The organism is Streptomyces sp. NPDC058469 (genome assembly GCF_042721125.1).
Lineage (GTDB): Bacteria > Actinomycetota > Actinomycetes > Streptomycetales > Streptomycetaceae > Streptomyces.
In genome coordinates this window covers 1-21,637 of sequence record NZ_JBHXME010000110.1, presented here as the reverse complement: position 1 = coordinate 21,637, position 21,637 = coordinate 1, and the positions used below count along the sequence as shown (strand labels likewise).

Sequence of the window (21,637 nt, the reverse complement as noted above, 5' to 3'; positions counted from 1 at the left end):
GGGTGACTTCCGGCCGTGCTCGTGTCCTACTCCGGTAGGGGTTGAGGCGGCTTGGGGCCCACGTAGTGACCGCTGGGCCGCATGCGCAGCGGGCGTTCCCCGTACTCCTCCAGGGCGTGCGCGATCCAGCCCGCCGTGCGGGCTACGGCGAAGACCGTCTCGCCCGCCGTGGAGGGCATCCCGGAGGAGACGGTGAGCACGGCGAGCGCCAGGTCGACGTTGGCGTGCAGCGGGGTGTGGCGGGCGGTGGTGGCGACGATGTCACGGGCCGCGGCGAGGGCGGGTGCGGCGCCCGGGATCTTGTCCAGGAGGGCGAACAGGGCACGCGCGCGTGGGTCCTCGCCCGGGTAGAGCCGGTGCCCGAGCCCGGGGATACGGCGGCCGGCCCGCAGTTCGTCCGCGACCACCGGGGCTGCGGTGCCCTGGTCGAGCACGTCGAGCAGCAGCCGGTGCGCAAGGCCGCTGGCCGCGCCGTGCAGGGGGCCTTCGAGGACCCCCAGGCCCGAGGAGACGGCCGCGTAGGGGTGTGCGCGGGCCGAGGCGGCGACGCGCACCGCGAGCGTCGAGGCGGCCAGGTCGTGGTCCACGAGGAGCCCAAGTGCCGTGTCCAGGACGTGCAGTGACGCCTCGTCAGCCGGGCGTCCGCTCAGCCGTGCCCACAGGCGGTGGGCCAGCGGACCCTCGTCGCGATGGGCACGCCGCACCGGTGGCAGGGCCGCGACGAGGGTGGGGATGAGGATGCGCGCGGTGCCGAGCACGGCGTCCTCGGACAGGTCGAAGCGCAGCGGGTCCGCGGTCGCCGCCGCGATGGCCGCGACCCGCAACCGGTCGGTGGGACCGGTGTGTTCGGGCAGCGCGTCGACGGTGCGACGGGCGACGGCGACGGCCGCCTTGGGCGCGGTGAACGTGATCCCGGGACGCAGCTCCCCGGTCCACAGCCACTCGGCGATCTCCTCGTAGGAGTGGCGGGCGGCCAGCTCGGTCGCGTCGACGCCCCGGAAGTAGTACCGGTCCTTGTCGATGAGCGTGATGCGGGTCCGTACGGACAGCTCGCCCCCGGGACCCGAACTCCCGCTGCTCTCCCGCCTGTTGCGCCGGGCGAGCACCTCCACCTCCTTGGCGTCGAAGGTGCTGCCCCGGCCGCCGGGCTCCCGTCTGCTGCCCAGCTGTCCGCGACTCACGTACGCGTACACGGTCTCGGGCTTCACGCCGAGCAACTCGGCGGTCTCCTTGGTGCTCAGCCGTCGCTCGGGGTGACCGGGAGCGGGTTCTTGATCGCGCATGGAGGTCACCGTATCCACTCGTGCATGCATTGATTCAATCAATATTGACAGAGATTGAGTCAACCATGGACAGTTGAATCAAGTCCAGGGAGGAAACATTGGCCATCAACAGGGGCGCAGCCACTCGTATCGAAGTTCCGCGGGGACTCGCGGGCGTCGTCGTCACCGACACCCGAATCGGTGACGTCCGAGGGATCGAGGGCTTTTACCACTACCGCCAGTACTCCGCCGTCGAACTCGCGCAGACCCGCGGCTTCGAGGACGTCTGGCATCTCCTTGCCCACGGCGAACTGCCGGACGCCGACCAGAGCGCCGCCTTCGCCGCCGAGACCGCCGCGCTGCGCCGGTTGCCCGACGAGGTACGAGCCGCACTGCCCGCCGTGGCGGCGGCGAGCGGGGCGTCGGGATCGCTGTCGGGACCGTTGTCCGGGATGCGCACGGCGCTGTCGCTGCTCGGCGCAGCGAAGGGCTTCCGGCCGGTGTACGACATCGACGCGGACGCGCGCCGCCGGGACACCCTCGTGGCCTCTGCGGTCGTACCGACGCTGCTGACCGCGCTGTACCGGCTGGGGCGGGGGCTCGACCCCGTGGAGCCGCGCGAGGACCTCACCTACGCGGCCAACTACCTCTACATGCTGACGGGTTCGGAGCCGGACAAGCAGCAGGCCAGGGCGATCGAGCAATACTTGATCTCAACCATTGACCACGGATTCAACGCGTCAACCTTCACCGCGCGGGTCATCGCGTCGACGGGGGCGGACGTGGCGGCCTGCCTGGTCGGGGCCGTCGGGGCGCTCTCGGGTCCGCTGCACGGGGGTGCGCCCAGTCGTGCCCTGGACACCCTGGACGCGATCGGAACCCCGGACCGGATCGACCCCTGGATCCGTGAACGCGTCCTCGCCGGCGACCGCATCATGGGCTTCGGCCACGCGATCTACCGCACGGAGGACCCCCGCTCCCGGATGCTGCGCGAGGTCGCCCAGCAGTTCGGCGGCCCACGGGTCGAGTTCGCCATCGAGGTCGAGCGCCAGGTCGAGGCGATCCTCGCGGAACTGAAGCCGGGCCGCGAACTCCACACGAATGTCGAGTTCTACGCGGGGTTGGTCATGGAACTCTGCGGGCTGCCCCGGGAGATGTTCACTCCCACCTTCGCGGCTGCGCGGGTGGTGGGCTGGAGCGCGAACGTGGTGGAGCAGGCGGAGGACTCGAAGATCATTCGGCCGGTGGCCCGGTATGTGGGGGTGGGGGCGCCGGTGGCGGTGCCGGCGACGACCTGAGACAAGGCCGTTCGTCCTGCCTGGACGACCGGACCCATGTGCGCAGCAGGGCTGCATGGGAGTTTCTGTGAGGGGCCCAGGCTCCGGCGCGGAGGGGCAAGCCCGCTGGTCAGGTCGGCCAACTGGCCTTCCATGATGGGCTGGTCTCCTGCCGACTCGGGCGTAGGGTTGCGCCGGTACACGCGAAGGGCCCCGCCCTCCCGTCGGCTAGACCCCGACGGACCTTGAGGACGAGGCACTGTTGGTGGACGTGGGTCCCGGCTGATCGCTCAGCTGGGACCCACGTGCTTCAGATCCACGGGTTGTGCTGGATCAGCCACGCGATCACGAGGAAGACCTCGCAGGTCGCGCACACGCGCTCTGAGGAGACGTGCTGCCGTACGCGGATCCGCCACCGGTCCTTCAGCGTTGGCTTCAAGACCGGTCCTCCCCGGCCCCGAAAGGCCCTGGGTGTGCGGGATGGCGTTCCCGCGCCGCTGAGGTCACCTCCGTGTCCTCACGTGAGGGGACGCGGTTGTGAACCCCGAAGGGGCGTAGACGACATGGCCGCACTCGCGGTTGTGGTCGGAGGCCCGGCACCGGAGGGTGTCGGGTTCGATTTGTGTGCTGGGTCGTGTGTACGGATGGAGAGACGTGCCTTGGTGGTCGGAGGCGTCAGGCGTCAGGGATGTCCCGTTTCGCACGTACGAGGGTCTCGCGACTGATCACGACGATGCGTTCGTAATCGGCACGTGCGGCGTCAGAAGGGAGCTCGGAGTCGAGTTCCGCAGTCGCTTCGCGCCCAATGACGGCGAAGTCGCCGTCGCTGAGTTCGAAGATGTCGGGGCAAGTCTGGCCTGTGGCGCTGCCTCGCTCGCGGGGCGAAGCCCCGACACGTCGCACGATTCTCACTAAGAGTTACCAACCTTACTCGGAGCGATCCAATTTCTCCGAGTGTGGCTCCTTGTGGCTCGGAGGGACGAATACCTCCGAGCGTGACGGCGCCCTGGCAGGTGTGGCGCCGGAGCTGTACGTCTCCGAGCGCGAGGGGTGTTCGTCGGAGTGCCCGGAGAGGGCCAGGGATAAGATAGCGACACCGTGGCTCGCGGTGCGTCACTTGGGTGCAAGCAATGAGGTGAAGACTGCCCTCTGTTGATGACGGCTCAGGGTGAATCGCCCGGCGTCTCTCCCACGACCCACCACTCGTCTGTGTCCGAGTCGTCGAGCTCCTGGATCAGGTCGTCCATGATGCGGCCGAGCCCGGCCTCTTCCGAGGAGGCGGGCAGGCTCTTCCTGTGGTGCTTCGTCGCCGCCCAGTACTCGCGGAATACCTGGTTCTGGCACATGACCCGGAAATGGCCGTGAAGTTCCGGCAGGGTCAGGGCGCCGATCCGGTGGTAGTACAGGGCGTTCGCGTAGAGAGCGTTCGCGAAGAGGTACTGACGCTGCTTCTCGGGCGGCACCTCGGTCTCGTACGTATTGAGGACGCCTGCCAGGGCGGGGTCGTCCATGGCTTTGCACAGCAGGGCGAAGTGGAGTCGATGCTGTTCGGCGAGGGCGGCTTTGCGTCGATGGCGCGAGGTCGGCCTGGCGAGGGACGCGACCGTGGCTGCGATCCTCGCTTTTACGGCTGAGCTGAGCCTCCGTATCCCCACGTTCTGTGTGGCCATGTCAACAACCCCCGAATCAGGCGGCCGTCCGCCGGTCGTCGGGGTGCGGGTCGACTGATGGGGACCGGCGAGCGATGGGCGGCGCTTGCCGTCTCCCAGAGTGCCGAGCGGCTCTGATCGGCAGGGAGGCGGAGAGGAGGCGCACGGAGGGAAGCGAGGGTCGCACGAACCGGCGCCTTCCCCAACGTCTGCCCCGCAAGTGCTGCTAACAATCGTTCACTTCGCGGCGATTCTTCCGGCTCGTATCCTGGGGCGGCATTCAACCTCCGTACGTGCGCCGGACCGCGAGCCGGTGCACGCGTCGGCGTGAAAGAGGTCGCACGTTGAACCAGCAGAGCCCGAGCCCGAGCGCAAGCCCGAGTCAGAGCCCGGGCCCGAGGCCGAGTACGGATCCGGCGTCGGTTCCGAGCTCGCATCCAACCTCGGCGCCTCCCTCGATGCCTACCGGCGTTCCGGTCCCGGGCCCGACCCCGGTTCCGAACCCCCGGCAGATCCCCGTCCTCGTCCTTGCCGGATTCCTGGGCTCGGGCAAGACAACCCTCCTCAACCACCTCCTGCACCGCAGCGGAGGAAGCCGTATCGGAGCGATCGTCAACGACTTCGGGGCGATCGAGATCGACGCGCTGGCCGTGGCCGGAGCCCTGGGCGACTCGACCGTCTCGCTCGGCAACGGGTGCCTGTGCTGTGCCGTCGACGCCAGTGAACTCGACGTCTATCTGGAGAAGTTGGCGCAGCCCTCCGCCGGCATCGACGTCATCGTCATCGAGGCCAGCGGGCTCGCCGAGCCGGAGGAACTGGTGCGCATGCTGCTCGCCAGCGAGCACCCGGGGATCGTCTACGGCGGGCTCGTCGAGGTCGTCGACGCCGCCGAGTTCGACGACACCCGCGCGAAGCACCCCGAGATCGACCGGCATCTCTCCCTCGCCGACCTCGTCGTCGTCAACAAGCTGGACCGGGCGGTCGACGCCCCGCGCGTCCTCGGACTCGTCCGCTCGCTCACCGACCGTGTCGCCGTCGTGCCCGCCACCTACGGCCGTATCGACCCCGAGTTCCTCTTCGACTGTCGGCCGAACGAGGAGCGCGTCGGGCAGTTGACCTTCGACGACCTGCACGAGCACACCGGTGATGGCCATGGCGGTGACGCGCACGCCGATCACCTGCACAGCGCCTACGACAGCCTCTCCTTCACCTCCGACGTGCCCATGGAGCCGCGCAGGCTGATGGGGTTCCTGGACAGTCGGCCCGAGGGGCTGTACCGCATCAAGGGGTACGTCGACTTCGGCGCGCACGATCCCCGCAACCGGTACGCCGTGCACGCCGTAGGACGGTTCCTGCGGTTCTATCCCGAGGTCTGGGCCGACGGTGACACCCGGCTGACCCAGCTCGTGCTCATCGGCACCGGCCTCGACTTGCCCGCCCTCGGCAAGGAGTTGGAGGCGTGCCGAGACGGCGACGCCCCACTCGCCGACGAGCGCGGCATGTGGGGCGTCCTCCGTTACGTACAAGAGCCGGATCAACAACCCGAATCCGAGCCGGAGTTGGACCCGGATCCGGAACTGGACGACTGACGGCCGGCGCTACACCGGCCCCGCCACCACCGACACCGTCTTCGCCAGCGACACGCCCGAGCCGTCCCGTCGCGGGTCCATCTCCGGGAGTTCCGCCGGTGTGCCGTCCCGTTGTGCCGCCTTGGCCGGTACCGGGCCCGCCCAGGCCAGGGAGAGGCAGTCCTCGCCCTTCAGGAAGCGCTGGCAGCGGACGCCTCCGGTGGCGCGGCCCTTGCGGGGGTACTGGTCGAACGGGGTCAGCTTGGCCGTCGTCTGGACGGAGTCGTCCAGCGTGCCGCGCGAGCCCGCGACCGTGAAGACGACGGCGTCCACAGCCGGGTCGATTGCCGTGAAGGAGATGACCTTCGCGCCCTCGGTGAGTTTGATGCCCGCCATACCGCCGGCCGCGCGGCCCTGGGGGCGCACCTGGGAGGCCTGGTAGCGCAGCAGTTGCGCGTCGTCCGCGATGAAGACCAGGTCCTCGTCACCGGTGCGCAGCTCGACGGCGCCGACGATCCGGTCGCCGTCCTTGAGCGTGATGACCTCCAACTCCTCCTTGTTCGTGGGGTAGTCGGGGACCACGCGCTTGACGACGCCCTGCTCCGTGCCGATGGCCAGGCCCGGGGAGGACTCGTCGAGGGTCGTCAGGCAGATGACCGTCTCGCCCTCGTCCAGGGAGACGAACTCCGAGACCGGCGCGCCGCCGGAGAGGTTCGGCGCGGCGGCCGTCTCCGGGAGCTGGGGGAGGTCTACGACGTTGATACGCAGCAGGCGGCCGGTCGAGGTGACCGCGCCCAGCTCGCCGCGGGCGGTCGCCGGGACCGCCGAGACGATCACGTCGTGCTTGGTGCGCCGGGCCTCGGCGTCCTCCGGGAAGGGCTCGCCGTTCGCCGTACGGGCCAGCAGACCCGTCGAGGAGAGCAGTACACGGCACGGGTCGTCGGCGACCTGAAGCGGCACGGTGGCGGTGGGGGCACCCGCCGACTCCAGCAGGACCGTACGCCGGTCGGTGCCGAACTTCTTTGCCACCGCGGCCAGTTCGGTGGAGACCAGCTTGCGCAGCTCGGTGTCCGACTCCAGGATGCGGGTCAGCTCCGCGATCTCCGCCCGGAGGCGCTCCATCTCCGACTCCAGCTCGATCCGGTCGAACCGGGTCAGGCGGCGCAGCGGCGTGTCCAGGATGTACTGCGTCTGGATGTCGCTCAGCGAGAAGCGCTCCATCAGACTCTGCTTCGCCTGCGCGGAGTTGTCGCTGGAGCGGATGATCCGGATGACCTCATCGATGTCGATGAGCGCCGTGAGCAGGCCCTCCACCAGGTGGAGGCGGTCGCGCCGCTTGGTGCGGCGGAACTCGCTGCGTCGCCGTACGACGTTGAAGCGGTGGTCGAGATAGACCTCCAGGAGTTCCTTGAGGCCCAGCGTGAGGGGCTGGCCGTCGACCAGTGCCACGTTGTTGATGCCGAAGGTCTCCTCCATCGGCGTCAACTTGTAGAGCTGCTCCAGGACCGCTTCCGGTACGAAGCCGTTCTTGATCTCGATGACCAGGCGCAGGCCGTGCGCGCGGTCGGTGAGGTCCTTGACGTCGGCGATGCCCTGGAGCTTCTTCGCGCCGACCAGGTCCTTGATCTTGGCGATCACCTTCTCCGGGCCTACGGAGAAGGGCAGTTCGGTGACGATCAGGCCCTTGCGGCGCGCTGTCACGTTGTCCACGGCGACCGTGGCGCGGATCTTGAAGGTGCCGCGGCCCGTCTCGTAGGCGTCCCGGATGCCGGTGAGGCCGACGATCCGGCCGCCCGTGGGCAGGTCGGGGCCGGGGACGTGCCGCATCAGGGTGTCCAGATCCGCGTTCGGATAGCGGATCAAGTGGCGGGCGGCCGCGATGACTTCGCCGAGGTTGTGCGGCGGCATGTTGGTGGCCATGCCGACGGCGATGCCCGACGAGCCGTTCACCAGGAGGTTCGGGAAGGCGGCGGGCAGGGCCACCGGCTCCTGCTCCTGGCCGTCGTAGTTCGGGGTGAAGTCGACCGTGTCCTCGTCGATCGACTCGGTCATCAGGTTGGCCGCTTCGGACGGCCGGCACTCGGTGTACCGCATGGCGGCCGGCGGGTCGTCGTTGCCCAGCGAGCCGAAGTTGCCGTGGCCGTCGGCCAGCGGCACGCGCATGGAGAAGGGCTGGGCCATGCGCACCAGGGCGTCGTAGATCGACGCGTCCCCGTGCGGGTGCAGCTTGCCCATGACCTCGCCCACGACACGCGCGCACTTCACATAGCCGCGGTCGGGGCGCAGGCCCATCTCGTCCATCTGGTAGACGATCCGTCGGTGGACCGGCTTCAGGCCGTCCCGGGCGTCCGGCAGGGCTCGGGAGTAGATGACCGAGTACGCGTACTCAAGGTAGGAGCCCTGCATCTCGTCGACGACGTCGATGTCGAGGATCCGCTCCTCGAACGAGTCGTCGGGCGGCGGGGTCTTCGTGCTGCGGCGGGCCATCGCTGCCGGCTCCTCTTTTCTGGTCGCTCGCCTGGGGGTCGCTCCCCTTCGGCTCACTCTTGCTGAAGCGTGAACGGGGTCTTGACGTGAACCATTGTGGACCGCGGCACTGACAACGCGGACCAGGACCCGGCGTTGCCCGCTCGGGTCCGTCGCCGGCGGCTGCCGCGTGAGTCCACGTGTGCGACTGCCCGCAGGCTACGCGATCTCGCTCTGGGCGTACGTCCGCCGGGAACTTCGCCGACGGTCCGCACGCTTGCATACAGTGGCGGGACGAGCAGGATTTCTGCGGTTCCAGCCAGAGAATCCGCGATCGAAGGGACGTACATGCCCATGGGTCACACGGCCACCGCCGAGGCAGGGTCCGGCGGTCTGACAGCGACCGAACACCGCTTGGCCAACGGTCTGCGAGTGGTCCTCTCCGAGGACCAACTGACCCCGGTCGCGGCGGTGTGCCTCTGGTACGACGTCGGTTCCCGCCACGAGGTCAAGGGGCGTACCGGCCTGGCTCACCTCTTCGAGCACCTGATGTTCCAGGGCTCCGGACAGGTGAAGGGCAACGGACACTTCGAACTGGTGCAGGGCGCGGGCGGTTCGCTCAACGGCACCACCAGTTTCGAGCGGACGAACTACTTCGAGACCATGCCCACCCACCAGTTGGAGCTCGCGCTCTGGCTGGAGGCCGACCGGATGGGCTCACTGCTGGCCGCCCTGGACGAGGAGTCCATGGAGAACCAGCGGGACGTCGTCAAGAACGAGCGCCGCCAGCGCTACGACAACGTGCCCTACGGGACGGCGTTCGAGAAGCTGACCGCCCTCGCCTACCCGGAGGGCCACCCGTACCACCACACGCCCATCGGCTCGATGGCGGACCTGGACGCGGCCACCCTGGAGGACGCGCGCGCGTTCTTCCGCACCTACTACGCGCCCAACAACGCGGTCCTGTCCGTGGTCGGCGACATCGACCCCGAGCAGACGCTCGCCTGGATCGAGAAGTACTTCGGGTCCATCGCGTCGCACGACGGCAAGCCCGAGCCCCGCGACGGCACGCTGCCCGAGGTGATCGGCGGGCAACTGCGCGAGGTCGTCGAGGACGAGGTCCCGGCCCGCGCCCTGATGTGCGCGTACCGCCTGCCGAACGACGGCACGCGCGCGTCCGACGCGGCCGACCTCGCCCTCACCATCCTCGGCGGCGGCGAGTCCTCGCTCCTCTACAACCGCCTTGTACGGCGCGACCGTACGGCCGTGGCGGCCGGCTTCGGACTGCTGAGGCTCGCCGGAGCACCCTCCCTGGGGTGGCTGGACGTCAAGACGTCCGGTGACGTCGAGGTGCCGGTCATCGAGGCCGCCATCGACGAGGAGCTCGCCCGGTTCGCCGAGGAGGGCCCCACGGCCGAGGAAATGGAGCGCGCCCAGGCCCAGTTGGAGCGCGAGTGGCTGGACCGTCTCGGCACGGTCGCGGGCCGCGCCGACGAACTGTGCAGGTACGCCGTCCTGTTCGGCGACCCGCAGCTCGCCCTGACCGCCGTACAGCGCGTCCTGGACGTGACGGCGGAGGAGGTGCAGGAGGTCGCCAAGGCCCGCCTGCGCCCCGACAACCGCGCGGTGCTCGTCTACGAGCCCATCGCGGACGAGGACGACGAAGACGAAGACGACGAAGCAGAGGCCGCGGCCACCGACGAGAACGAGGAGGCGGCCAAGTGACCGAGCTCGCCACGATGGAATTCCACCCGCAGCCCCAGGCCGGCGAGGCCAGGCCGTGGGCCTTCCCGGCCCCGGAGCGCGGGACCCTCGGCAACGGCCTGACCGTGCTGCGCTGCCACCGCCCCGGCCAGCAGGTCGTCGCCGTCGAGGTGCTCCTGGACGCGCCCCTGGACGCCGAACCGGCCGGCCTGGACGGTGTCGCCACGATCACCGCGCGGGCCTTCTCCGAGGGAACCGACAAGCACTCCGCCGAGGAGTTCGCCGCCGAGCTGGAGCGCTCCGGCGCCACCCTCGACGCGCACGCCGACCACCCCGGACTGCGCCTGAGCCTGGAGGTCCCGGCCTCGCGCCTGGCCAAGGGCCTCGGTCTGCTGTCGGACGCGCTGCGGGCGCCCGCCTTCGCGGACAGCGAGGTCGAGCGGCTGGTCCGCAACCGCCTCGACGAGATCCCGCACGAGACGGCCAACCCGTCCCGCCGCGCGGCCAAGGAGCTCTCCAAGGAGCTGTTCCCGGCGACCTCGCGCATGTCGCGCCCGCGCCAGGGCACCGAGGAGACCGTCCAGAAGATCGACTCCGGGGCCGTACGCGCCTTCTACGACCGGCACGTGCGCCCCGCGACGGCCACCGTCGTGGTCGTCGGCGACCTCACCGGCATCGACCTGGACACGCTGCTCGCCGAGACCCTGGGCTCGTGGACGGGCTCCTCCGCCCAGCCGCGTCCCGTGCCGCCGGTGACCGCCGACGACACCGGGCGCGTCGTGATCGTGCACCGTCCCGGCGCCGTCCAGACGCAGCTGCTCATCGGCCGCGTCGGAGCCGACCGGCACGACCGCGTGTGGCCGGCCCAGGTGCTCGGCACATACTGCCTCGGCGGCACCCTCACCTCCCGCCTGGACCGCGTCCTGCGCGAGGAGAAGGGCTACACCTACGGTGTGCGGGCGTTCGGCCAGGTGCTGCGTTCGGCACCCGACGGCACGGGCGCCTCGATGCTCGCCATCAGCGGCTCCGTGGACACCCCGAACACCGGTCCCGCCCTGGACGACCTGTGGACGGTGCTCCGCAAGCTCGCCGAGGGCGGACTCACCGACGCCGAGCGGGACATCGCCGTACAGAACCTCGTCGGGGTGGCGCCGCTCAAGTACGAGACCGCCGCGGCCGTCGCGAGCACGCTGGCCGACCAGGTCGAGCAGCACCTGCCCGACGACTACCAGGCGACGCTGTATCAGCAGCTCGCCGCGACCGGCACCGTGGAGGCCACCGCGGCGGTCGTCAACGCCTTCCCGGTGGACCGTCTGGTGACGATCCTCGTCGGCGACGCGGAGCAGATCAAGGAGCCCGTGGAGGCTCTCGGCATCGGCGAAGTGACCGTCGTCCCGGCCGAGTAGACGACGTGTAGAGAGCCGAGCAGCGGCACGCGCGCGTGGGGGCCCTGGTGACTGAAGCGTCACCAGGGCCCCCTATTGTCCGAATTGGGGGAGAGGTTGCCTGTCTGCCCTGTGGCATGCGCAACAAAAACCGTGATCCGTTTGGGGATTGAAAGTTGCCCCCCTTAGCGTCGGTCCGGCTGTCCGTCAGGCACCGCGCCGCACTCGTGGCACCGGACAGCCATCGCCGAGTCCCCGTACGGCGCGAGCCAGGGGAGCCGGGGACCCACAAGAGTCCCTGGGGTGAATCGGACGCCCGCGCGCGTAGCGAGGGGGTCCGTAGGAGACCTTCCTGCTCCGAACCCGTCAGCTAACCCGGTAGGCGAGAAGGAAGGAAAGGACCAGCCACTTCATGGCGTTCACCCGCGCCACCGGGAAGCACCGTCGCCCGAGCCGGACCCACCGCACCACCGTTCGTGTCGCGAGTGTCGCGGCCCTCACCACCACCGGCGTCGTCGGCACCCTCGCGAGCGCCCCCGCGTTCGCCGCGGAGCCCGCCGTAGAACAGACCGGTCTCACCCCCGTCATCGCCATGGGCGACGCCGTCGCCGAGAAGATCGACGCCCAGGCCGCCGCCCAGCAGCAGGCCGCGGCCGAGCAGGCCGCCAAGGAGGAGGCCCGCGCCAAGGCCGCCGCACTGGCCAAGGCGGAGCGCGAGGCCGAGGTACGCGCCGCCCGCGCCGCCGAGCGCAAGAAGCTCAACACCTTCGTCGCGCCGGTCACCGGCTCGTACGTCTCCACCGGCTACAAGACCGGCGGTTCCCTGTGGTCCTCCGGTGCCCACACGGGCATCGACTTCCACGCCTCGACCGGCACCTCCGTGCACGCGGTGGGCTCCGGCACCGTCGTCGAGGCCGGCTGGGGCGGCTCGTACGGCAATCAGGTCGTGATCAAGATGGCCGACGGCATGTACACCATGTACGGCCACCTGTCGTCCATCGGTGTCTCCGTCGGCCAGACGGTCACCCCGGGCGAGCAGATCGGCCTCTCCGGGGCGACCGGCAACGTCACCGGACCGCACCTCCACTTCGAGGCCCGCACGACCGCCGAGTACGGCTCCGACGTCGACCCCGTCGCCTACCTCCGCCAGCACGGCGTGAACGTCTGACGACTCAGCGCCGCACTTCCCGAAGCCCTGGCCCGCCCGGCCGGGGCTTTCGGTGTTTCCGGAGCCCTCCTGTCCAAAAAATATCCATGGATTCCGGCCCGCCATCGGAAATTCCCGCTCATTGCAATAGAGTCACGGAACACACGTCAATCGTCGACGTTTCACGGGGATTAAGGCGGAGGTCGGACATGCGTATTCCGGCGCACTCGGTATGCACGGCGATCCGGGACGACATCGTCGCCGGTGTCTACGAGCGCGGCAGCCGGCTCACGGAGGAACTCCTCGCGCGCCGGTACGGGGTCTCGCGCGTCCCCGTCCGGGAGGCCCTGCGCACGCTGGAGGCCGAGGGGTTCGTCGTGACCCGGCGGCACGCGGGCGCGTGCGTCGCGGAACCGACCGAGCAGGAGGCCGCCGACCTGCTGGAGATGCGGATGCTGCTGGAGCCGCTCGGTGCCTCGCGGGCCGCCCAGCGGCGCACCGAGGCCCACCTCAAGGTGCTGCGCGGCCTCGTCAGGCTGGGCCAGGAGCGCGCCAGGCGGGGCAACAGCGAGGATCTGCGCTCCCTGGGCAGCTGGTTCCACGAGACGCTGGCACAGGCCTCCGGGAGCCCCGCGCTGACCTCGATGCTGACCCAGCTGCGGCACAAGATCGCCTGGATGTACGCGGTGGACGCACCGGCCAACCCCGTCGAGTCCTGGGCCGAGCACGGGGCCATCGTGGACGCCGTGGCCCGCGGCGACGGTGAGCGCGCGCGGGCGATCACCGCCCTGCACACCGAGCGCGCGGGCACCGCGCACCGGCTGCGCTTTCCCGGCGGCGCGAACGGAACGGACCGTGTGAGGACTTCGCAACCTCCCGTAAACATGTCGGGCCTGCGGCATTAACACGGGCGCCGTATACAAAGAGGTGTAATTCGCGGGGGATTATTTCCGCTGCCCGTAAGTGGGAAATGCGAAAGGCTCGCCCGGTAATTCGGACGAGCCCTTCAAGGTTGCGGTACATCGGTTTTGCGGCGAAAGCACCGCAACCATCAATTGAGGAACCCCGACGGAGCGCAACCACCTCCGCGAGAGCGGCGCCGGCTCAGGCGCAAAGGGCGCGTACTCAGACGGTCTCGGGGAGCTCCTCAAGGCCCTCCGCGACCAGCTTCGCCAGCCGGTCGAGGGCCGCGTCCGCGCCCTCGGCCTCGGAGGCGAGGACGATCTCCTCGCCGCCCTGGGCGCCCAGGCCCAGAACCGCGAGCATGGAGGCCGCGTTGACGGGGTTGCCGTCGGCCTTGGCGATCGTCACGGGGATACCCGAGGCCGTGGTGGCCCGGACGAAGATGGAGGCGGGACGGGCGTGAAGGCCCTCCGCCCAGCCGACGTTGACGCGGCGCTCAGCCATGTGATGCTGCCCTTCAGAGTCTCAGGGTTGTCTAGACCAGTTTCCCACACGTGAAGCGAGCCCGGACCGGTCCTGTGAACCGTCCGGAGCGAGTCGTCGGACCGCGGCCTCGGCCCGACTCCCCATGCTCTGTTGTTCCCCACAGACTGCCTCGCGCCGTTGTCGGACGCGAGCCGTACTCTGGGCCCCATGCAGACCTCGTCGGACCGGCACGAGTACCCCGCCCACTGGGAAGCCGACGTGGTGCTGCGCGACGGGGGTACCGCGCGCGTCAGGCCCATCACCGTCGACGACGCCGAGCGCCTGGTCAGCTTCTACGAGCAGGTCTCCGACGAGTCGAAGTACTACCGCTTCTTCGCGCCGTATCCTCGCCTGTCCGCCAAGGATGTCCACCGCTTCACGCACCACGACTTTGTGGACCGGGTGGGACTCGCGGCCACCGTCGGCGGCGAGTTCATCGCCACCGTACGCTATGACCGCATTAGTGCCGACGGGCGTTCCGCCTCCGCACCGGCCGACGAGGCCGAGGTCGCCTTCCTGGTGCAGGACGCCCACCAGGGGAGGGGCGTCGCCTCCGCCCTTCTCGAACACATCGCGGCCGTCGCCCGCGAGCGCGGCATCCGCCGCTTCGCCGCCGAGGTGCTGCCCGCCAACAACAAGATGATCAAGGTGTTCACGGACGCCGGCTACACCCAGAAGCGCAGCTTCGAGGACGGCGTCGTACGCCTGGAGTTCGACCTCGAACCCACTGACCGCTCCCTCGCCGTGCAGCGCGCGCGGGAGCAGCGCGCCGAAGCGCGGTCCGTACGACGGCTGTTGGTGCCCGGCTCGGTCGCCGTCGTCGGTGTGGGCCGTACGCCCGGAGGGGTGGGCCGCAGCGTTTTCGACAACATCAGGGACGCCGGGTTCACCGGCGGCCTGTACGCCGTGAACAAGGCATTCCCCGAGGAGCGGAAGGACCTCGACGGGGTGCCGGCGTACCGCTCGGTGCGCGACATCGAGGGCCCCGTGGACCTCGCGGTCGTCGCCGTCCCGGTCGAGCACGTCCCCGAAGTCGTCACCGAATGCGGCGAGCACGGCGTGCAGGGCCTGGTCGTGGTCACCGCCGGGTACGCCGAGAGCGGCCCCGAGGGACGGGAGCGCCAGCGCGAACTCGTGCGCCACGCGCGCACGTACGGCATGCGCATCATCGGGCCGAACGCCTTCGGGGTCATCAACACCGCCGCCGACGTACGGCTGAACGCGTCCCTCGCCCCCGAGATGCCGCGCCCCGGACGCATCGGACTGTTCGCGCAGTCCGGCGCCATCGGCATCGCCCTGCTGTCCCGCCTGCACCGGCGCGGGGGCGGGGTCACCGGGGTCACCGGCGTGTCCACGTTCGTGTCGTCCGGCAACCGCGCGGACGTGTCCGGCAACGACGTCCTTCAGTACTGGTACGACGACCCGGACACCGACGTCGCCCTCATGTACCTGGAGTCCATCGGCAACCCCCGCAAGTTCACCCGCCTCGCCCGGCGCACCGCGGCCGCGAAACCGCTGGTCGTCGTCCAGGGCGCGGGATCCGCCCCCCAGGGCCACGCCGTACGGGCGACGCGGCTGCCGCACGCGACCGTGTCCGCGCTGCTGCGGCAGGCCGGGGTGATCCGCGTCGAGACGATCACCGAACTGGTCGACACCGGCCTGCTCCTCGCACGGCAGCCGTTGCCCGGCGGGGCGCGGGTGGCGATCGTCGGGAACTCCGAATCGCTGGGGCTGCTGACCTACGACGCCTGCCTCTCCGAGGGGTTGCGGCCGTCGCCGCCGGTGGACCTGACGACCGCGGCGACGGCGGAGGACTTCCACCGGGCGCTGTCGGGGGCGTTGGCCGACGACTCGTGCGACGCGGTGGTCGTGACCGCGATACCCGCCGTGGGGGAGGGGCCGGCCGAGGACGCGGCGTTGGCGGAGGCATTGCGCTCCGCCGCGGCGGCGGTTCCCGGGAAGCCGGTGCTGGTGGTGCACGTGGAGCTCGGGGGACTGGCTGAAGCGTTGTCCGCCGCGATGAGCACCGCGCCGCAGGCCGGTGCCAAGGCGGCCGGCGTCGAGGGCGCTGCCCAACCGGTCAGCCGCACGGAACGCCCGCCCACCGCGATACCCGCCCCCGTAGGCGGCGGCCTCATCCCCGCCTACCCCGCCGCCGAGCGCGCCGTCCGCGCCCTCGCCGAAGCCGTGAAGTACGCGCAGTGGCGGCGTGAGGCCGTCGACCCCGGCCGGGTGCCCGAGTACGAGGACATCGACGAGAAGGGCGCCGCCGGGCTGGTCGGCGGACTGCTCGCGCGCGGGCAGGGCCTCACGCTCGGCGTCGACGACACGTGCGAGCTGCTCGGCAAGTACGGCGTGGACGTCCACCGCGCGCTGCCCGCACCCACCCCCGAAGCCGCCGCCGAAGCCGCCCGCACCCTCGGCTACCCGGTCGCCCTCAAGGCCACCGCCCCGCACCTGCGGCACCGCGCCGACCTGGGCGGCGTACGACTGGATCTCGCGGACGAGGACCAACTGCGGCGGGCGTACGCCGAGTTGGGCGAGTTGTTCGGGAAGCCGGAGGAACTGCGGCCGGTCGTGCAGCGGATGGCGCCGCGCGGGGTCGACACCGTCGTACGGGCCGTCATCGACCCGGCGGCGGGGGCCGTGCTGTCGTTTGGGCTCGCCGGAGCCGCCTCGCAGTTGCTCGGGGACACCGCGCACCGGCTGATTCCGGTCACGGACCGGGAGGCCGGTTCGCTGGTCCGGTCGATCCGGACGGCGCCGCTCCTGTTCGGCTGGCGCGGTTCGACGCCGGTCGACACGCCTGCCCTGGAGGAGATGATGCTGCGGGTGTCGCGGCTGGTCGACGATCATCCCGAGGTCGTCGCAGTGACCCTGGAGCCGGTCGTCGTGGCCGCGCACGGCCTGAGCGTGCTCGGCGCCTCCGTCCGCCTGTCCCCGCCGCCCGCCCGCGACGACCTCGGCCCGAGGACGCTTCCCGTGTACTGACGGATGTACTGACGGACCCTTCCCGCGCACCGGTCCCGTGCACTGAGACAGCTGTGACGAGACCGTGCTCGGCGGTGCCTCGCAGTCAGTGCGCCACCGTAGGATGGACGTCATGGCCAAGACCAGTACGACGACCCAGGGGCTGCGTGCGGCGATCGAGCGCAGCGGCTACTACCCGGCCCTCGTGGCCGAGGCGGTGGAGGCCGCCGTGGGCGGCGAGCCGATCCGGTCGTTCCTGGTCCACCAGGAGACCACGTTCGACCAGAACGAGGTGCGCCGGCACGTGACCGTCCTCGTCCTCACCGGCAACCGCTTCATCGTCAGCCACACCGACGAGCAGGCCGCCGACAGCACCTCCCCGACGCCGTACGCCACGACGTCCACGGAGTCCGTGAAGCTCGGCCGGATCTCGTCCGTGGTGCTCAGCCGTGTGGTCGCCAACCCGGAGTCGTACACGCCGGGCACGCTGCCCCGTGAGGTCGTGCTGACCATCGGCTGGGGTGCCGTCGCCCGGATCGACCTGGAGCCGGCCGCCTGCGGCGACCCCAACTGCGAGGCCGACCACGGCTACACGGGCAACTCGACGGCGGACGACCTGAGCCTGCGCGTCAGCGAGGCCGGCGACGGCCCGGAGACGGTGCGGGAGAGCCTGGCCTTCGCACAGTCCCTCTCCGAGGCGACCGCGGACGTTCCGCGATAATGGCGCAGCCCGCAACCTGGGACCACCCCGAGCCCCTCGCCGTCGAGTCCGCACCCGTCCCCGAGTACGGCTCCGGCTCCCTCGCCGACCTGCTGCCCACGCTGGCCGCGGGCATGGGCGTACCCGGTACGACCGCGGCGATCCCGGAGCTGACGGCGGCCGACCGCAACTGCGTCTTCCTGATCGACGGCCTCGGCTGGGAGCAGATCAAGGACCACGCCGACGAGGCCCCTTACCTGCACGCGCTCCTCGGCAGCTCGCGCGGCGGCACAGGACGTCCGCTCACCGCCGGCTACCCGGCGACCACCGCGACCTCCCTCGCCTCCGTCGGCACCGGCCTGCCACCCGGCGCCCACGGCCTGCCCGGCTACACCGTGCGCAACCCGGCCACCGGCGAGCTGATGAACCAGCTGCGCTGGCAGCCGTGGACCAAGCCGAAGCCCTGGCAGCCGTACCCCACGATCTTCCAGCTGGCCCACGACGCGGGTGTGCACGCCGCGCAGGTGTCGTCCCCGACCTTCCAGAACACCCCGCTGACGAAGGTCGCGCTCAGTGGCGGAACGTTCCACGGGCGGCTGACCGGCGAGGAGCGCATGGACCTCGCGGCCGAGCAACTGGCCGCAGGCGACCGCTCCTTGGTGTACACGTACTACGCCGAACTCGACGGCGCCGGCCACCGCCACGGCGTCGCCTCCGACACCTGGCGCGGTCAACTCATGTGCGTCGACCGGCTCGTCCAGCGCCTCGCCGAGCAACTGCCGCCGCGCAGCGCGCTGTACGTCACCGCCGACCACGGCATGATCGACGTGCCGTTCGACGAGGAGCACCGCATCGACTTCGACGCGGACTGGGAACTGCGCGCCGGGGTCGCCCTGCTCGGCGGCGAAGGCCGCGCCCGCCATGTCTACGCGGTGCGGGGCGCCGAGAACGACGTGCTGACCTGCTGGCGCGAGGTCCTCGGCGAGCAGTTCTGGGTGGCCTCGCGGGACGAGGCGATCGCGGCGGGCTGGTTCGGCCCGCACATCGACGAGCGCGTCTACGACCGCCTCGGCGACGTGATCGCGGCGGCCCGGGACGACGTCCTGATCATCGCGTCCGAGCGGGAGCCGAAGGAGTCGGCGATGGTCGGCAACCACGGTTCGATGACCCCTGCCGAGCAGTTGGTCCCCCTGCTCGAAGTACGCTCCTGAGGTTCCCTCCGTCCCCTCGTCCTCCTCCTGCTTCCCCTCTCCGCCGAAAGGTGCTCAACTTCCCATGCCCGAGCTGGTGTTCTTCTCCGGAACGATGGACTGCGGGAAGTCGACCCTGGCGCTCCAGATCGAGCACAACCGCTCGGCACGCGGCCTGGCGGGGATGATCTTCACCCGGGACGACCGCGCGGGCGAGGGAAAGCTCTCCTCCCGCCTCGGCCTGGTCACCGACGCGGTGGAGGTCGAGGACGAGCAGGACCTGTACGGGTACGTCGTCGACCACCTCTCGCAGGGCGGCCGCGCGGACTACGTCATCGCCGACGAGGCACAGTTCCTGGCGCCGGTGCAGATCGACCAACTCGCGCGCGTGGTCGACGACCTGGGTCTCGACGTCTACGCCTTCGGCATCACGACCGACTTCCGCTCCAAGCTCTTCCCCGGCTCCCAGCGCCTGGTGGAACTCGCCGACCGCGTGGAGGTCCTCCAGGTGGAGGCCCTGTGCTGGTGCGGCGCCCGCGCCACCCACAACGCCCGCACGATAGGCGGCGAGATGGTCGTCGAGGGCGCCCAGGTCGTCGTGGGCGACGTCAACCAGGCGGAAGCGGTCGGCTACGAGGTCCTGTGCCGCCGCCATCACCGCCGCCGAATGACGGCCGCCACGGCTCGGGCGGCGGCCCTCTCCCCGGACGTCCTGCCGATGACGTCGGCCTAGGGCTCAGGGCACCTGCCACTCGCCGGCGTCGCACGGCACCACTGTCGAGCTGCCCGCACCCCATGGGAAGCGATCCGAAGGGCTACCGCGGTCCCTCGATCACCGAGAACATCGCGCCCTCGGGGTCGGCGACCGTGGCCACGCGGCCGTGGGGGCTGTCGTGGGGTTGTTTGAGAGTGTGGCCGCCGAGGTCCGTGACGCGGCGCAGGGCCTCGTCCGTGTCGGCCACCTCGAAGTACGTCATCCAGTGCGGGCCCCGGTCGCGGGGCAGCGCGGTGCCGACGCCATGGATGCCGGCGACCGGGTGGCCGTCCAGGCGCAGGGTGACGTAGTCGAAGCCGGCGGAGCCCACCGGCACCTCCTCGTAGCCGAACACCGCCTCGTAGAACTTGGCGACGCTCGCGGTCTCGTAGGTCAGCAGTTCGTTCCAGGCGGGTGTGCCGGGGACTCCGGTGATGGTGGTGCCGAGATGTGCCGAGGCCTGCCAGATGCCGAACACCGCCCCCGACGGGTCGGAACCGATCGCCAGCCGGCCGGCCTCGGCCGCGTCCAGGGGTCCCACCCCGACCGTGCCGCCGCACATCCGTACCGTCTCGGCCGTCTGGTCCACGTCGTCCGCGGCGAGATACGGCGTCCAGGCGATCGGCAGATGTCGGTCCGGCGGCAACTGCCCGATGCCGGCCACCTCCTGCCCGTCGAGCAGGGCCCGCGCGTAGGGGCCGAGCTGCTGGGGACCGGGTTGGAACTCCCAACCGAACAGCTCTCCGTAGAACTCCTGAGTCGTGGCCATCCCGTGCACCATCAGACTCACCCAGCAGGGCGCGCCCTGCGTACGCCGAGTGTGCGTGTCGCCGTCGCCGTTCAGGCCGGTCGACCCCCGTGCCTCGGTCATCGTCACCTTCTCCTAGGCCCCTCGCGGTGGCCGTGTCGCTTCCGCTCTGCGGATCCGCGTGCCGCAGCCGCGTGCACGCCCCGTGCCGATGCTCGCACCCCCCGTGGCGCACCGCGCCCCGGCCGCGCCGTCGACGGACGGCTCACGTGGAGAGGATGTCCGATCTGCGGCTACTCGTCCATTTCCGGGCGATTGCCGAGGGGTGTCCATCGGCTGTACAGCATGTGCTCGTTCCCGTACGCCTCGTGATCGAGGCTGTCCGGCCGAGCAGAGTAGTCGGACCTGGACGCGGCGGCCACCCCTTGCGCAAGGATGGTGGCCATGAACGCCATCATCTCCGCATCCGAACTGGCGAGCGATATCGCCGGAACGAACCCGCCGGTCCTGCTCGACATCCGCTGGCAGCTCAGCGTCGCGAAGGCCGCAGGTGAGCCGCCCTTCGACGGCCGGGCCGAGTACGCGATCGGACACATCCCAAGTGCGGTCTACGTAGACCTGGACGGGGAACTGGCCTCGGCCCCCGGCGCCCGCGGCCGCCACCCCCTGCCCGACATCGCGCGCTTCGGCGCCGCGATGCGCCACGCGGGCGTGTCGGCCGGCCGCCCGGTCGTTGTGTACGACGGCGGGCAGGGCTGGGCGGCGGCCCGCGCGTGGTGGCTGCTGCGCTGGACGGGTCACCCGGACGTGCGGGTGCTCGACGGCGGCCTTCCCTCCTGGGAGGGGTCTCTGGAGACGGCCGCACCGACGCCGGCCGAGGGCGACTTCACCCCGGAACCGGGCGCCGTGGAACTCCTGGACGCCGACGGAGCCGCCGCACTCGCCCGCAGCGGCGCCCTGTTCGACGCCCGCGCGGGGGAGCGATACCGGGGCGAGGTGGAGCCCATCGACCGGGTGGGCGGCCACATCCCGGGCGCCCTGTCCGCGCCGACCAACGAGAACGTGGGCACGGACGGCCGCTTCCTCCCGGCCGAGCAACTGGCCGCCCGCTTCAAGTCCCTGGGCGCTACGGAGGACACAGGCGTCGGCGTGTACTGCGGCTCCGGCGTCTCGGGCGCCCACGAGGTGCTGGCGCTGGCGGTGGCCGGGATTCCGGCCGCGCTCTACGTCGGTTCCTGGTCGGAGTGGTCCTCGGACCCGGAGCGCCCGGTCGCCGTGGGCCCCGATCCCCAGTAGCGCCTGTACGACGAGGAGGGCCCCCTGCCGAAACTGCGCGGGCCCTCCTAGTCGTACGAACAACTGCCGTACTACTCCAGCTTTTTCCTGCGC

General features: G+C 70.7%; 19 protein-coding genes and 1 riboswitch. Of the genes, 11 read left to right on the top strand and 8 right to left on the bottom strand.

Annotated elements, in window-relative coordinates:
- Positions 1-26 precede the first annotated feature (26 nt).
- Entirely contained in the window at positions 27-1,283 is a 1,257-nt protein-coding gene (locus ACFWP5_RS35355; RefSeq protein WP_384166173.1) for a citrate synthase family protein, read from the bottom strand.
- 98 nt (positions 1,284-1,381) lie between these two features.
- Between ACFWP5_RS35355 and ACFWP5_RS35350 the strand changes: the two genes are divergently transcribed.
- Positions 1,382-2,560: a citrate synthase/methylcitrate synthase gene (locus ACFWP5_RS35350; RefSeq protein WP_384166170.1), complete on the top strand. Its 1,179-nt coding sequence runs from the start codon at positions 1,382-1,384 to the stop codon at positions 2,558-2,560.
- 289 nt (positions 2,561-2,849) lie between these two features.
- Here ACFWP5_RS35350 and ACFWP5_RS35345 read toward each other — a convergent pair whose 3' ends face one another.
- From ACFWP5_RS35345 to ACFWP5_RS35335, 3 genes are all read right to left on the bottom strand, one after another.
- Positions 2,850-2,978 (bottom strand): hypothetical protein, encoded by a 129-nt coding sequence (locus ACFWP5_RS35345; protein WP_384166167.1) that lies wholly within the window; start codon positions 2,976-2,978, stop codon positions 2,850-2,852.
- A 236-nt stretch (positions 2,979-3,214) separates the two neighbouring features.
- Positions 3,215-3,451 carry a hypothetical protein gene (locus ACFWP5_RS35340; protein ID WP_384166164.1) on the bottom strand — a complete coding sequence of 79 codons (237 nt, stop codon included), beginning with the start codon at positions 3,449-3,451 and terminating at the stop codon, positions 3,215-3,217.
- A gap of 251 nt (positions 3,452-3,702) precedes the next feature.
- Positions 3,703-4,209, bottom strand: a complete 507-nt coding sequence (locus ACFWP5_RS35335) for a DUF6082 family protein (RefSeq protein WP_384166161.1) — start codon at positions 4,207-4,209, stop codon at positions 3,703-3,705.
- Positions 4,210-4,646: 437 nt separating this feature from the next.
- Here ACFWP5_RS35335 and ACFWP5_RS35330 point away from each other — a divergent pair, with 437 nt between their 5' ends.
- Positions 4,647-5,777 (top strand): CobW family GTP-binding protein, encoded by a 1,131-nt coding sequence (locus ACFWP5_RS35330; protein ID WP_384166158.1) that lies wholly within the window; start codon positions 4,647-4,649, stop codon positions 5,775-5,777.
- Positions 5,778-5,786: 9 nt separating this feature from the next.
- On the opposite strand, the gene ACFWP5_RS35325 is transcribed toward ACFWP5_RS35330, so the two are convergent.
- Positions 5,787-8,243, bottom strand: coding sequence for a DNA topoisomerase (ATP-hydrolyzing) subunit A (locus tag ACFWP5_RS35325; protein ID WP_384166155.1), 2,457 nt, complete (start codon positions 8,241-8,243; stop codon positions 5,787-5,789).
- A 327-nt stretch (positions 8,244-8,570) separates the two neighbouring features.
- Here ACFWP5_RS35325 and ACFWP5_RS35320 point away from each other — a divergent pair, with 327 nt between their 5' ends.
- The 4 genes from ACFWP5_RS35320 (at position 8,571) to ACFWP5_RS35305 (ending at position 13,363) form a co-directional block, all read left to right on the top strand.
- Positions 8,571-9,947 carry a M16 family metallopeptidase gene (locus ACFWP5_RS35320; protein WP_384166153.1) on the top strand — a complete coding sequence of 459 codons (1,377 nt, stop codon included), beginning with the start codon at positions 8,571-8,573 and terminating at the stop codon, positions 9,945-9,947.
- Positions 9,944-11,332: a M16 family metallopeptidase gene (locus ACFWP5_RS35315; protein ID WP_384166150.1), complete on the top strand. Its 1,389-nt coding sequence runs from the start codon at positions 9,944-9,946 to the stop codon at positions 11,330-11,332. The genes ACFWP5_RS35320 and ACFWP5_RS35315 overlap by 4 nt, the downstream gene beginning before the upstream one ends.
- Before the next feature lie 214 nt (positions 11,333-11,546).
- A riboswitch (cyclic di-AMP (ydaO/yuaA leader) is annotated at positions 11,547-11,710 on the top strand.
- Positions 11,711-11,723: 13 nt separating this feature from the next.
- Positions 11,724-12,479: a M23 family metallopeptidase gene (locus ACFWP5_RS35310; protein ID WP_384166147.1), complete on the top strand. Its 756-nt coding sequence runs from the start codon at positions 11,724-11,726 to the stop codon at positions 12,477-12,479.
- A 188-nt stretch (positions 12,480-12,667) separates the two neighbouring features.
- Positions 12,668-13,363: a GntR family transcriptional regulator gene (locus ACFWP5_RS35305; RefSeq protein ID WP_384166144.1), complete on the top strand. Its 696-nt coding sequence runs from the start codon at positions 12,668-12,670 to the stop codon at positions 13,361-13,363.
- A 220-nt stretch (positions 13,364-13,583) separates the two neighbouring features.
- Here the strand turns inward: ACFWP5_RS35305 and ACFWP5_RS35300 are convergent, their stop codons facing one another.
- Positions 13,584-13,865 carry an HPr family phosphocarrier protein gene (locus tag ACFWP5_RS35300; protein WP_019061039.1) on the bottom strand — a complete coding sequence of 94 codons (282 nt, stop codon included), beginning with the start codon at positions 13,863-13,865 and terminating at the stop codon, positions 13,584-13,586.
- Positions 13,866-14,054: 189 nt separating this feature from the next.
- On the opposite strand from ACFWP5_RS35300, the gene ACFWP5_RS35295 reads away from it, so the two are divergent.
- The 4 genes from ACFWP5_RS35295 (at position 14,055) to ACFWP5_RS35280 (ending at position 19,479) form a co-directional block, all read left to right on the top strand.
- Positions 14,055-16,877, top strand: coding sequence for a GNAT family N-acetyltransferase (locus ACFWP5_RS35295; RefSeq protein WP_384166141.1), 2,823 nt, complete (start codon positions 14,055-14,057; stop codon positions 16,875-16,877).
- A 103-nt stretch (positions 16,878-16,980) separates the two neighbouring features.
- Entirely contained in the window at positions 16,981-17,577 is a 597-nt protein-coding gene (locus tag ACFWP5_RS35290) for a DUF5998 family protein (protein WP_384166213.1), read from the top strand.
- Complete coding sequence (locus ACFWP5_RS35285; RefSeq protein ID WP_384166138.1) at positions 17,577-18,767, top strand: alkaline phosphatase family protein; 1,191 nt, start codon at positions 17,577-17,579, stop codon at positions 18,765-18,767. The genes ACFWP5_RS35290 and ACFWP5_RS35285 overlap by 1 nt, the downstream gene beginning before the upstream one ends.
- A gap of 64 nt (positions 18,768-18,831) precedes the next feature.
- Complete coding sequence (locus tag ACFWP5_RS35280; protein ID WP_384166136.1) at positions 18,832-19,479, top strand: thymidine kinase; 648 nt, start codon at positions 18,832-18,834, stop codon at positions 19,477-19,479.
- Between the two features lie 82 nt (positions 19,480-19,561).
- Here ACFWP5_RS35280 and ACFWP5_RS35275 read toward each other — a convergent pair whose 3' ends face one another.
- Together ACFWP5_RS35275 and ACFWP5_RS35270 are read right to left on the bottom strand one after the other, a co-directional pair.
- On the bottom strand, positions 19,562-20,371 hold the full coding sequence (locus ACFWP5_RS35275; RefSeq protein ID WP_384166133.1) for a VOC family protein: 810 nt from the start codon (positions 20,369-20,371) through the stop codon (positions 19,562-19,564).
- A 170-nt stretch (positions 20,372-20,541) separates the two neighbouring features.
- Entirely contained in the window at positions 20,542-20,694 is a 153-nt protein-coding gene (locus tag ACFWP5_RS35270; protein WP_384166130.1) for a hypothetical protein, read from the bottom strand.
- Here ACFWP5_RS35270 and ACFWP5_RS35265 point away from each other — a divergent pair.
- Complete coding sequence (locus ACFWP5_RS35265) at positions 20,693-21,544, top strand: sulfurtransferase (RefSeq protein ID WP_384166127.1); 852 nt, start codon at positions 20,693-20,695, stop codon at positions 21,542-21,544. The genes ACFWP5_RS35270 and ACFWP5_RS35265 overlap by 2 nt on opposite strands.
- Positions 21,545-21,637 lie beyond the last annotated feature (93 nt).